The following is a 12,357-nucleotide window of genomic DNA, read 5'->3' as shown; positions in this document are numbered from 1 at the left end:
GCGGCTGCGGCTCGAAGTATGACGGACATAAGCTTTTCATATGACCGGGATGGTTGGCCCCCGATCAATACTCTTCGCTGCTGTTTTATCTTGATTTTGCAGGGGCGCGACATTGCACGGCACGGTGTTACCACAGAATAAAAAAGGCTGGCAGGCCACGCTGGACCTCCGCTTTCAGCTTCTTGGCGGGAAAACAACGCTCGCCTCCCGTCGTCATGTCGGTCCACTCACCGTTCAGCGTCCGTTTTATCCCGAAGAAGAGACCTGCCACCTCTATCTGCTTCATCCGCCCGGCGGTATCGTCGGCGGCGATGAACTCACCATCAGCGCCACGATTGAGTCCGATTGCCATACGCTGATCACCATGCCCGGCGCCAGCAAGTTTTATCGCAGCAGCGGCGCGCAGGCGCGGCTTCTGCAAACCCTGACGCTGGGCGATAACGCAACGCTCGAGTGGTTGCCGCAGGATGCCATTTTCTTTCCCGGCGCTCACGCCGCTTTGCATACTGCGTTTCACCTCTCCTCCTCCAGCACGCTGCTGGCCTGGGACCTGCTATGTCTTGGCCGTCCGGTCATCGGCGAAACCTTTAGCCACGGCGCGCTCGCCAACCGGCTGGAGGTGTGGGTCGACGGCTCTCCGCTGCTGATTGAGCGCCTGAACCTGGCCGATGGAGAGCTGGCCTGTATCGCGCAGCAGCCATGGGTGGGAACAATGCTGTTCTACCCGGCGAACGAGACGCTGCTGGAAGGCGTACGCGAAAAACTTACGCCGCTGGCAAACTATGCCGGCGCGACGCTCACCGACGGCCTGCTGACGGTACGCTTTTTAAGTGACGATAATCTGCGTTGCCAGCGGGCGATGCGCGATATCTGGCAGTTTATGCGCCCGCACCTGACCGGCAAATCTCCGGTACTCCCCCGAATCTGGCTGACTTAAGAGAACGCTATGGAACTGACACCCAGAGAAAAAGACAAACTGTTGCTGTTTACCGCTGCGCTGGTGGCGGAGCGTCGCCTGGCCCGCGGCCTGAAGCTCAACTATCCCGAATCCGTGGCCCTGATTAGCGCCTTTATTATGGAGGGCGCGCGCGACGGCAGAAGCGTCGCAGAGCTAATGGAAGAAGGGCGCCACGTCCTGAGCCGCGAGCAGGTCATGGAAGGCGTACCGGAAATGATCCCCGATATCCAGGTCGAAGCCACCTTTCCGGACGGCTCGAAGTTGGTTACCGTCCATAACCCGATAATCTGAGGTAGCGCGATGATCCCAGGAGAATATCAGGTTAAACCGGGCCAGATAGCGCTTAACGTCGGCCGGGCTACCTGCTGCATTATCGTTGAAAATCACGGTGACCGGCCGATTCAGGTCGGCTCCCATTATCACTTCGCCGAGGTCAACCCGGCGCTGAAGTTCGATCGCCAGCAGGCAACGGGCTACCGTCTCAATATCGCGGCCGGAACCGCAGTGCGCTTCGAGCCGGGCCAAAAGCGCGAGGTGGAGCTGGTAGCGCTGGCCGGAGCCCGCGTCGTGCACGGTTTTCGCGGCGAAATAATGGGTGAGCTGGAGGCAAATGATGAGTGAGATTTCACGTCAGGCCTATGCCGACATGTTCGGCCCCACCACCGGCGATAAAGTTCGCCTGGCGGACACCGAGCTGTGGATCGAGGTTGAAGATGATTTGACCACCTACGGCGAAGAGGTCAAATTCGGCGGCGGTAAAGTGATCCGCGACGGTATGGGACAGGGGCAGATGCTTTCCGCCGGGTGCGCGGATCTGGTGCTGACCAATGCCCTGATCGTCGATTACTGGGGGATCGTTAAAGCCGATATCGGCGTCAAAGATGGAAGGATCTTCGCCATCGGCAAAGCCGGCAACCCGGATATTCAACCCAACGTCACGATCCCGATCGGCGCGGCCACGGAAATTATTGCCGCAGAAGGCAAGATCGTCACCGCCGGCGGCGTCGATACGCATATTCACTGGATCTGCCCGCAGCAGGCGGAAGAAGCGCTGGTCTCCGGCGTCACCACCATGATCGGCGGCGGGACCGGCCCGGCGGCGGGTACCCACGCCACGACCTGCACCCCGGGTCCGTGGTACATCTCGCGGATGCTGCAGGCTGCGGACAGCCTGCCGGTCAATGTCGGCCTGCTGGGTAAAGGCAATGGCTCGAATCCGGATGCGCTGCGTGAGCAGGTCGCGGCCGGGGTTATCGGCCTGAAAATTCACGAAGACTGGGGCGCGACGCCAGCGGCAATCAACTGCGCGCTGACCGTAGCCGACGAAATGGACGTTCAGGTTGCGCTGCACAGCGATACCCTTAACGAGTCGGGATTCGTTGAGGATACCCTGGCGGCCATCGGCGGGCGTACTATCCATACTTTCCATACCGAAGGCGCGGGCGGCGGCCATGCGCCAGATATTATTACCGCCTGCGCACACCCCAATATTCTGCCCTCGTCGACTAATCCGACGCTGCCCTACACCGTCAACACCATTGACGAGCATCTGGACATGCTGATGGTTTGCCATCATCTCGACCCGGATATCGCCGAGGACGTGGCGTTTGCCGAATCGCGCATTCGGCGGGAAACCATCGCCGCGGAAGACGTCCTGCACGACCTGGGCGCCTTCTCCCTTACCTCGTCCGATTCGCAGGCCATGGGTCGCGTCGGCGAAGTGGTGTTACGTACCTGGCAGGTGGCGCACCGGATGAAAGTTCAGCGCGGCCCGCTGGCGGAAGAGAGCGGCGATAACGATAACTTCCGCGTGAAGCGCTATATCGCCAAATACACCATTAATCCGGCGTTAACCCACGGTATCGCCCATGAAGTCGGTTCGATTGAAGTGGGGAAACTGGCGGATCTGGTGCTGTGGTCCCCGGCATTCTTCGGCGTAAAACCGGCGACGATCGTCAAAGGCGGCATGATCGCCATGGCGCCGATGGGCGACATCAACGCATCTATCCCGACGCCGCAGCCGGTGCACTATCGCCCGATGTTCGGCGCGCTGGGCAGCGCTCGTCACCGCTGCCGTTTGACCTTCCTGTCGCAGGCGGCGGCGGAAAACGGCGTCGCTGAACGGCTGAACCTGCACAGCGCGACGGCGGTGGTTAAAGGCTGCCGCACGGTACAAAAAGCCGATATGCACCACAACGGCCTGTTGCCCAATATTACCGTGGATTCACAAACCTACGAGGTGCGCATCGACGGCGAACTGATAACCAGCGAACCGGCGGACGTGTTACCCATGGCGCAACGTTATTTCCTGTTTTAAGGAGCGCAAATGCTTTATTTGACCCAGCGGGTAGAGACCCCGGCGCAGGCCACGGCCAGCGTTACCCTGCCGATTGACGTGCGGGTAAAAAGCCGTATTAAAGTCACCCTCAACGATGGCCGTCAGGCGGGCCTGCTGCTGCCGCGCGGTCTGCTGCTGCGCGGCGGCGATATTCTCAGTAACGAAAACGGCAGCGAATTCATTGAAGTGATTGCCGCCGATGAAGCCGTTTCGGTCGTGCGCTGCGAGGATCCTTTTATGCTGGCGAAAGCCTGCTATCACCTCGGCAATCGCCATGTCCCGCTGCAGATTATGCCCGGCGAGCTGCGCTACCATCACGACCACGTCCTGGACGATATGCTGCGCCAGTTTGGCCTGGCCGTGGATTTCGCGCATCTGCCGTTTGAACCGGAAGCCGGCGCCTACGCCAGCGAGTCGCACGGCCATCATCATCATCACAATCACGAGCACAGCCACTAAATGCCGACGCCGGAAAAACGTCTGCGGCTGATGCAGCTTGCCAGCAGCAGCCTCCCGGTTGGCGGCTACAGCTGGTCCCAGGGGCTGGAGTGGGCGGTGGAAGCGGGCTGGGTAGCGGATACCGCCGCCTTTGAGCGCTGGCAGCTGCGGCAGATGGAGCAGAGCTTTTTTACCGTCGACCTGCCGCTGTTTGCCCGGCTCTACCGGGCCTGCGAAGCGGGCGATCTGGACTGTGCCCGGCGCTGGACCGCTTATCTGCTCGCCTGCCGGGAAACCCGCGAGCTGCGCGATGAAGAGCGCAACCGCGGCGCAGCCTTCACCCGGCTGCTGGCCGACTGGCAGCCGGACTGCCCGCCCGAGTGGCGCAAGCTGTGTCAGCAAAGCCAGTTAACCGGTATGGCGTGGCTTGGCGTACGCTGGCAAATAGCCATTCCTGATCTGGCCCTGAGCCTTGGCTATAGCTGGATTGAAAGCGCGGTGATGGCGGGCGTCAAGCTGGTGCCCTTCGGCCAGCAGGCGGCCCAGCAGTTGATTCTGCGCCTGTGCGACCGCTATGCGGCGGACATGGACAGCGCCCTTGCGGCCCCGGATTGCGCAATCGGTTCGGCGACGCCGCTTGCGGCTATCGCTTCCGCGCGACACGAAACCCAGTATTCCCGACTATTCCGTTCTTAGGAGAAGATATGAACATGATTAAGCAACCGCTGCGCGTCGGCGTCGGCGGCCCGGTCGGCTCCGGAAAAACCGCGCTGCTGGAAGCCCTCTGCAAAGCCATGCGCGACACCTGGCAGCTGGCGGTGGTGACCAACGATATCTACACCAAAGAAGATCAGCGCATTCTCACCGAAGCCGGCGCCCTGGAGCCAGAGCGAATTGTCGGCGTCGAAACCGGCGGCTGCCCGCATACCGCCATTCGCGAAGACGCATCGATGAACCTGGCCGCAGTGGAAGCGCTAAGCGAGAAATTCGGCAATCTCGATCTGATCTTTGTAGAAAGCGGCGGCGATAACTTGAGCGCGACCTTCAGCCCGGAGCTGGCGGATCTCACCATCTACGTCATCGACGTGGCGGAAGGGGAAAAGATCCCGCGCAAAGGCGGGCCGGGGATCACCAAATCCGACTTCCTGGTGATCAACAAAACCGATCTTGCACCGTACGTGGGCGCGTCTCTTGAAGTGATGGAGCGCGATACCCTGCGCATGCGCGGCGAACGTCCGTGGAGCTTCACCAACCTGAAAAGCGGCGACGGCCTGCAAAATATCATCGCCTTTATCGAAGACAAAGGCATTCTTGGCAAATAACCTCTGCACCATCCCGACGCAAAGATGTCGGGATGGTGCATACCCTGCCCTCTCTTTAGCCATCCCCTTCATGAAGCCCTGACAGCGCCTGCCCTGCGATGTGGCATAAGGTTTGCTAATTCCAGTCATGCCCAACCATTAAGGAATGACTATGTCATCACTGGATATAAAAACTGATTTACCTGCGCAAACCAGTGCCTCCGGCTCCAAAGAAACGCTGGAAGACTATACGCTTCGCTATGCCCCGCTGAGCTTTCGCCGCTGGGGACCAGGGGTTGTCGCGGTGACGGCATTAGGCGGTATCGCCTACCTGGCCGACTTTTCTATCGGCGCCAGCATCGGCATGGCCTGGGGCACCACCAATGCGATTTACGCGATCCTGCTAGCGGCACTGGTTATTTTTCTTACCGGTATTCCGCTGGCGATTACCGCCGCGCGCTATAACATCGACCTCGACTTAATCACCCGCAGCGCCGGTTTCGGCTACTTTGGCTCGGTGATCACCAGCATTATCTTTGCCGGATTTACCTTTATCTTTTTCGCCCTCGAAGGCTCGATTATGGCGCAGGGGCTGCTGGTGGGCTTAGGGATCCCGCTGTGGATGGGCTACCTCATCGCCACCCTGATGGTATTGCCGCTGGTGGTCTACGGCATGAAGGCGCTGACTCGCCTTCAGGTCTGGACGACGCCGCTGTGGCTGGTCCTGATGGTGGTTCCGGTGGCCTGGCTTATCGCCAAAGACCCGGATCTGGTGGATGGTTTTATGAACTTCGCCGGTAAAAACCACGCCGCAACGGTAGATTTAACCGCCATTATGCTCGGCGCGGGGGTATGCCTGTCGCTGATCATGCAGATTGGCGAGCAGATCGACTACCTGCGCTTTATGCCGCCGAAGACCGCAGAAAACAGCAAAAGCTGGTGGCTGGCGGTGTTCTCCGCCGGTCCGGGCTGGGTCGTGTTAGGTGCGATTAAACAGATTATCGGCGCTTTTCTCGGGTTCTATCTGCTGACCCGCTTCCCGGCGGTGCACAACACCGAACCGGTACAGCAGTTCGTCAGCGTCTTCGATAACCTGGTCCCCGGCTGGCTGGCGCTCACCCTCGCGGTGGTGCTGGTGGTTATCTCGCAGATAAAAATAAACGTCACTAACGCCTATTCCGGCTCGCTGGCGTGGACCAGCGCCTGGACGCGCACCACCAAACGTTATCCGGGGAGAATTATTTTCGTCATCGTCAACCTGACGATTGCTCTCGCCCTGATGGAGGGCGACATGTTTAGCGCTCTGGCGTGGATCCTCGGCTTCTACTCTAACTTTGCCATCGCCTGGGTGGTGGTGGTCGCCACCGATATCACCGTCAATAAAGGGGTGATGAAGCTGGCGCCGGCGCAGCCGGAGTATCGCCGCGGGATGATCTACAACGTCAACCCGGTAGGCGTAGTCTCTTTTGCCCTCGCGGCAGGCCTTTCGATTAGCGCCTTCTTCGGCCTGTTAGGCGACACCCTGGCACCGTTCTCGCCGCTGATCGCGCTGGCGGTAGCGTTCGTGATGACGCCGGTCATGGGAATCGCCACCCGCGGGCGCTATTACATTAAACAGCGCGATGACGGTATCGCCGAGCCGCGCTACGATGCGCAGGGTAATGCGTCGATCACCGTTTACCGCTGCCTGAGCTGCCGGGAAGAGTACGAACGTCCTGACGTGATGCATTCGCATAAACATCAGGGGGCGATTTGCTCGCTGTGTAAGAGTATGGAATAAGTCGAGAAGGCAGGCCGACAGGACGTCGGCCTGTAAAACAGCAGAAATTATGCCGCCGGAAGTTCAGCCAGCGGCCAGCGCGGACGAACGGTGACGCCCAGCTCCGCTTTTGCCCCGGAACGCAGACGAACCATACCCGCATAGGCAATCATCGCACCGTTATCGGTACAGAATTCAGGACGGGCATAGAAGACTTCCCCGCCGCGCTTTTTCATCATTTCCGCCAGCTTCGCGCGCAGCGTACGGTTAGCGCTGACGCCGCCAGCCATCACCAGCCGTTTAAAACCGGTTTGCTCCAGCGCCCGGCGGCACTTGATCATCAGCGTATCCACGACCGCGTCTTCGAAAGCGCGGGCGATATCGGCGCGCGTCTGGTCGTCATCGCCGTTGCTACGGATGGTGTTGGCAGCAAAGGTTTTCAGGCCTGAGAAGCTAAAATCCAGCCCGGGACGGTCGGTCATCGGGCGCGGAAAGACAAAACGCCCTTCGGTGCCCTGGGAGGCCATCTTCGACAGCATCGGGCCGCCAGGGTAATCCAGGCCGAGCAGTTTAGCCGTCTTATCGAAGGCTTCCCCTGCCGCGTCGTCAATCGACTCGCCTAACAGCTCATACTGGCCAATACCGGTGACGCTAATCAGCTGGGTATGGCCGCCGGAAACCAGTAGCGCGACAAACGGATACTGCGGCGGATTATCTTCCAGCATCGGCGCCAACAGATGCCCTTCCATATGGTGCACCGGGATCGCCGGCACGTTCCAGGCGAAGGCCAGCGAGCGGCCTACCGTCGCGCCGACCAGCAGCGCGCCAACCAGGCCTGGGCCCGCCGTATACGCAACGGCATCAATATCTTTTGCCGTCATCCCGGCCTCTTTTAGCGCCGCCTGAATCAGAGGGACGGTTTTACGCACGTGGTCGCGCGAGGCCAGTTCAGGCACCACGCCGCCGTAGTCAGCATGCAATTTCACCTGACTATACAGCTGGTTGGCTAACAGACCTTTTTCGTCGTCATAAATGGCGATGCCGGTTTCATCGCAGGATGTTTCAATTCCCAGTACACGCATGGCTAGTTTTACCTCGTTTCAATACCGCGCAGTGTAGGACCAATGCGGGTTGATGTAAAACTTTCCTCACCCCTGGCGCTCACTTCGTGTATACTCCCTGTCCTTATAAAAGTCCCTTTCAAAAATCGCGTCGGTGCTTTACAAAGCAGCAGCAATTGCAGTAAAATTCCGCACCATTTTGAAATAAGCTGGCGTTGATGCCAGCGGCAAACCGAATTTATCAAAGGTGAGAGTTACATGCCGGTAATTAAAGTACGTGAAAACGAGCCGTTCGACGTAGCGCTGCGTCGCTTCAAACGTTCATGCGAAAAAGCAGGTGTTCTGGCGGAAGTTCGTCGTCGTGAGTTCTATGAAAAACCGACTACCGAACGTAAACGCGCTAAAGCTTCCGCAGTGAAACGTCACGCGAAGAAACTGGCTCGCGAAAACGCACGCCGCACTCGTCTGTACTAATCTGTTGGGAGCCAGGCTCTCAATTCAGACCGAGTTGTAGTTGTAAGGCCGTGCTTCCGAAAGGAATGCGCGGCTTATTTTCGTTTATGCATTAGCATATACACCCAATCATTCAAGATGCATCAAGGCGGCAAGGGAGTAAGTCCCCGGAGCTTACTGAAGTAAGCGACAGGGGTGAACGAGCGAAGCCAACGCAGAGGCAGTTTGAAGGGGAAGTGTATAAAACGGGGCATATGGCTGGACGAATTCCACGAGTATTTATCAATGACCTGCTGGCGCGCACCGATATCGTCGATCTGATCGACGCGCGGGTGAAGCTGAAAAAGCAGGGCAAGAATTATCACGCGTGTTGTCCGTTCCATAACGAAAAAACCCCCTCTTTCACCGTCAACGGTGAAAAACAGTTTTACCACTGCTTTGGCTGCGGTGCGCACGGCAACGCTATCGACTTCCTGATGAACTACGACAAGCTCGAGTTCGTGGAAACCGTCGAAGAGCTGGCTGCTATGCATAATCTTGAAGTGCCGTATGAAGCCGGAACGGGCCTGAGTCAGATAGAGCGCCATCAGCGGCAAAATCTCTATCAGCTAATGGAAGGGTTAAATGACTTTTATCAGCAATCCTTCAACCAACCTAATGCCGAACCTGCGCGCCAGTACCTGGAGCAACGCGGCCTGAGTGCCGAAGTTGTCCAGCAGTTTGCTATTGGTTTTGCGCCGCCAGGCTGGGATAACGCATTAAAACGTTTCGGCGGTAATGTCGACAACAGGAAACTGCTGCTCGATGCCGGAATGCTGGTCAACAATGACCAGGGAAGAACTTACGACCGTTTCCGCAATCGCGTGATGTTTCCGATTCGCGACAAACGAGGCCGGGTGATTGGATTTGGTGGTCGCGTACTGGGTAACGATACGCCGAAATACCTCAACTCCCCGGAGACCGATATTTTCCATAAGGGCCGCCAGCTTTACGGCCTTTATGAAGCGCAGCAGCACCAGGCAGAACCACCGCGGTTGCTGGTTGTCGAAGGGTATATGGATGTCGTCGCTCTGGCGCAGTACGGTATTAACTATGCCGTTGCATCGCTGGGTACATCGACCACGGCCGACCACATGCATATATTATTCCGTGCGACGAACAACGTAATTTGCTGTTACGACGGCGACCGCGCCGGTCGAGATGCCGCATGGCGTGCGCTGGAAACGGCAATGCCGTACATGACCGATGGTCGTCAGCTACGCTTTATGTTCCTGCCCGATGGTGAAGATCCGGATACGCTGGTACGTAAAGAGGGTAAAGAGGCTTTTGAAGCACGGATGGAGCAGGCTCAGCCGCTCTCCATGTTTTTATTTAACAGTCTCTTACCGCAGGTCGATCTGAGTTCGCCGGATGGCAGTACGCAGCTGGCCGCACTAGCGCTACCGCTCATTAGCCAGGTGCCTGGCGATGCGCATCGTATTCAGCTGCGCCAGATGCTGGGCCTGAAGCTGGGCATTTTTGATGATACCCAGCTTGATCGTTTAATGCCGAAACAGGCAGAAAGTGGCGTCGTACGCCCGGCTCAGCAGATAAAACAGACGCCTATGCGTATACTTATAGGACTGCTGGTGCAGAATCCCAATCTGGCGCCGCTGGTGCCCCCTTTGCAGGGGCTGGCGCAGAGCAAATTACCGGGACTCAGCCTCTTCTCCGAGCTGGTGAACCTCTGTGTTGCGCAGCCGGGCCTGACCACGGGGCAGCTATTAGAGAACTATCGCGGGACTAGTGAATACTCAACACTTGAAAAACTCTCAGCCTGGAACGATATAAGGGATGAGAATGTTGAAAAAATGTTCACCGACACGCTAAACCGAATTTTTGATGCAATGCTTGAACAGCGGCAAGAAGAGTTGATAGCTCGCGACCGCACTCACGGTTTAAGCAGTGAAGAACGCCGGGAGTTCTGGGAAATCAGACAAGCCCTGGAAAAAAAATGAATTTAACGGCTTAAGTGCCGAATATCGTTCGGGAAGACCCCGACAGCCGCGCGAGGCGCAGCGGCAAAAATATAAGTACGCCCTCGCTTTAAATGTTGGCAGTTCATCTGCTTACACCAATCAAACGAATTAAGTGTGGATACCGTCTTATGGAGCAAAACCCGCAGTCACAGCTGAAGCTTCTTGTCCAACGTGGTAAGGAGCAAGGCTATCTGACCTATGCCGAGGTCAATGACCATCTGCCGGAAGATATCGTCGACTCCGATCAGATCGAAGACATCATCCAAATGATCAACGACATGGGCATTCAGGTGATGGAAGAAGCACCGGATGCCGATGATCTTTTGCTTGCTGAAACTAACAACAATACTGACGAAGATGCGGAAGAAGCTGCGGCGCAGGTTCTCTCCAGCGTTGAGTCTGAAATCGGACGCACTACCGACCCGGTGCGCATGTACATGCGTGAAATGGGTACCGTCGAACTGCTGACGCGCGAAGGCGAAATCGACATCGCTAAACGTATCGAAGACGGTATTAACCAGGTGCAGTGCTCGGTTGCTGAATACCCGGAAGCCATCACCTATCTGCTGGAGCAGTACGATCGCGTTGAGGCGGAAGAGGCGCGTCTGTCCGATCTGATCACCGGTTTTGTTGACCCGAACGCCGAAGAAGACATGGCGCCAACGGCGACGCACGTCGGTTCTGAACTCTCTCAGGAAGAGATGGATGACGACGAAGACGAAGATGAAGAAGAAGACGACGACAGCAGCGATGATGACAACAGCATCGATCCTGAGCTGGCGCGCGAGAAATTCGCCGAGCTGCGCACGCAGTACGAACTGACCCGCGATACCATCAAAGCGAAAGGTCGTAGCCACGCCGCAGCGCAGGAAGAGATTCTCAAGCTGTCTGAAGTGTTCAAACAGTTCCGCCTGGTGCCGAAGCAGTTCGATTACCTGGTTAACAGCATGCGCATCATGATGGATCGCGTTCGTACTCAAGAACGTATCATCATGAAGCTGTGCGTTGAGCAGTGCAAAATGCCGAAGAAAAACTTCATCACTCTGTTTACCGGCAACGAAACCAGCGAAACCTGGTTCAATGCGGCCATCGCGATGAATAAGCCGTGGTCAGAAAAGCTGCTTGACGTGAAAGAAGACGTTCAGCGCGGCCTGATGAAACTGCAGCAGATTGAACAAGAGACCGGCCTGACCATTGAGCAGGTAAAAGATATCAACCGTCGCATGTCCATCGGTGAAGCGAAAGCGCGCCGCGCGAAGAAAGAGATGGTTGAAGCGAACCTGCGTCTGGTTATCTCGATCGCCAAGAAATACACCAACCGCGGTCTGCAGTTCCTCGATCTGATCCAGGAAGGTAACATCGGTCTGATGAAAGCGGTAGATAAGTTTGAATACCGTCGCGGCTACAAGTTCTCCACCTACGCAACCTGGTGGATCCGTCAGGCGATCACCCGCTCTATCGCAGACCAGGCGCGCACCATCCGTATTCCGGTGCATATGATTGAGACTATCAACAAGCTCAACCGTATTTCCCGCCAGATGCTGCAGGAGATGGGCCGCGAACCGACACCGGAAGAGCTGGCCGAGCGTATGCTGATGCCGGAAGATAAAATCCGTAAGGTGCTGAAAATCGCCAAAGAGCCGATCTCCATGGAAACGCCGATTGGCGACGATGAAGATTCGCATCTGGGAGATTTCATCGAGGATAACACCCTCGAGCTGCCGCTGGACTCTGCCACCACTGAGAGCCTGCGCGCCGCCACCCATGACGTTCTGGCTGGCCTGACCGCCCGTGAAGCAAAAGTCCTGCGTATGCGCTTTGGTATTGACATGAATACCGATCACACGCTGGAAGAAGTGGGTAAACAGTTCGACGTAACCCGCGAACGTATCCGTCAGATCGAAGCGAAGGCGCTGCGTAAATTGCGCCATCCGAGCCGTTCTGAAGTGCTGCGTAGCTTCCTCGACGATTAATCATCGCCGCTTAGCGCAAAAAAGCCAGTCAACTGACTGGCTTTTTTTATGGCTAATC

Annotated in this window: 12 protein-coding genes and 1 pseudogene; 11 read left to right on the top strand and 2 right to left on the bottom strand. The window is 57.2% G+C overall.

The genetic code is table 11. The features are described from left to right. Positions 1-39: 39 nt before the first annotated feature. Positions 40-123: pseudogene (locus ACSIPU_RS16605) on the bottom strand (short-chain dehydrogenase); the annotation flags it as partial. On the opposite strand from ACSIPU_RS16605, the gene ACSIPU_RS16600 reads away from it, so the two are divergent. From ACSIPU_RS16600 to ACSIPU_RS16565, 8 genes are all read left to right on the top strand, one after another. Continuing rightward, the gene (locus tag ACSIPU_RS16600; RefSeq protein ID WP_004115638.1) at positions 113-937 is read left to right on the top strand and encodes an urease accessory protein UreD; all 825 of its coding nucleotides are present in this window, start codon (positions 113-115) and stop codon (positions 935-937) included. The pseudogene ACSIPU_RS16605 and the gene ACSIPU_RS16600 overlap by 11 nt on opposite strands. 9 nt (positions 938-946) lie before the next feature. Continuing rightward, entirely contained in the window at positions 947-1,249 is a 303-nt protein-coding gene (locus ACSIPU_RS16595) for an urease subunit gamma (RefSeq protein WP_004105887.1), read from the top strand. A 9-nt stretch (positions 1,250-1,258) separates the two neighbouring features. Next, positions 1,259-1,579 carry an urease subunit beta gene (locus ACSIPU_RS16590; protein WP_004105889.1) on the top strand — a complete coding sequence of 107 codons (321 nt, stop codon included), beginning with the start codon at positions 1,259-1,261 and terminating at the stop codon, positions 1,577-1,579. Then, the gene (gene ureC, locus ACSIPU_RS16585; RefSeq protein WP_016808009.1) at positions 1,572-3,275 is read left to right on the top strand and encodes an urease subunit alpha; all 1,704 of its coding nucleotides are present in this window, start codon (positions 1,572-1,574) and stop codon (positions 3,273-3,275) included. The genes ACSIPU_RS16590 and ureC overlap by 8 nt, the downstream gene beginning before the upstream one ends. Before the next feature lie 9 nt (positions 3,276-3,284). Continuing rightward, entirely contained in the window at positions 3,285-3,755 is a 471-nt protein-coding gene (ureE, locus tag ACSIPU_RS16580) for an urease accessory protein UreE (protein ID WP_004105893.1), read from the top strand. After that, positions 3,756-4,430: an urease accessory protein UreF gene (locus tag ACSIPU_RS16575; RefSeq protein ID WP_064356506.1), complete on the top strand. Its 675-nt coding sequence runs from the start codon at positions 3,756-3,758 to the stop codon at positions 4,428-4,430. It abuts the gene before it with no gap. A gap of 8 nt (positions 4,431-4,438) precedes the next feature. Beyond that, complete coding sequence (ureG, locus tag ACSIPU_RS16570; protein WP_064356505.1) at positions 4,439-5,056, top strand: urease accessory protein UreG; 618 nt, start codon at positions 4,439-4,441, stop codon at positions 5,054-5,056. A 151-nt stretch (positions 5,057-5,207) separates the two neighbouring features. Further along, positions 5,208-6,815: a purine-cytosine permease family protein gene (locus ACSIPU_RS16565; RefSeq protein WP_032729228.1), complete on the top strand. Its 1,608-nt coding sequence runs from the start codon at positions 5,208-5,210 to the stop codon at positions 6,813-6,815. 47 nt (positions 6,816-6,862) lie between these two features. Here ACSIPU_RS16565 and tsaD read toward each other — a convergent pair whose 3' ends face one another. Continuing rightward, positions 6,863-7,876, bottom strand: coding sequence for a tRNA (adenosine(37)-N6)-threonylcarbamoyltransferase complex transferase subunit TsaD (gene tsaD, locus ACSIPU_RS16560; RefSeq protein WP_004105903.1), 1,014 nt, complete (start codon positions 7,874-7,876; stop codon positions 6,863-6,865). 237 nt (positions 7,877-8,113) lie between these two features. Between tsaD and rpsU the strand changes: the two genes are divergently transcribed. The 3 genes from rpsU to rpoD all read left to right on the top strand — a co-directional run bounded on the left by rpsU (position 8,114) and on the right by rpoD (position 12,299). Beyond that, the gene (rpsU, locus tag ACSIPU_RS16555; protein ID WP_001144069.1) at positions 8,114-8,329 is read left to right on the top strand and encodes a 30S ribosomal protein S21; all 216 of its coding nucleotides are present in this window, start codon (positions 8,114-8,116) and stop codon (positions 8,327-8,329) included. A 233-nt stretch (positions 8,330-8,562) separates the two neighbouring features. Next, positions 8,563-10,305 (top strand): DNA primase, encoded by a 1,743-nt coding sequence (gene dnaG / locus ACSIPU_RS16550; RefSeq protein WP_016808010.1) that lies wholly within the window; start codon positions 8,563-8,565, stop codon positions 10,303-10,305. A 149-nt stretch (positions 10,306-10,454) separates the two neighbouring features. Beyond that, positions 10,455-12,299, top strand: a complete 1,845-nt coding sequence (gene rpoD, locus ACSIPU_RS16545; RefSeq protein ID WP_004105908.1) for an RNA polymerase sigma factor RpoD — start codon at positions 10,455-10,457, stop codon at positions 12,297-12,299. The last annotated feature ends 58 nt before the right edge of the window (positions 12,300-12,357 follow it).

Source organism: Klebsiella sp. HN106 (assembly GCF_051209435.1).
GTDB classification, from domain to species: Bacteria; Pseudomonadota; Gammaproteobacteria; order Enterobacterales; family Enterobacteriaceae; genus Klebsiella; species Klebsiella oxytoca.
Note: the sequence above shows the minus strand (reverse complement) of the source record. Positions and strands in the feature narration are given on the sequence as shown.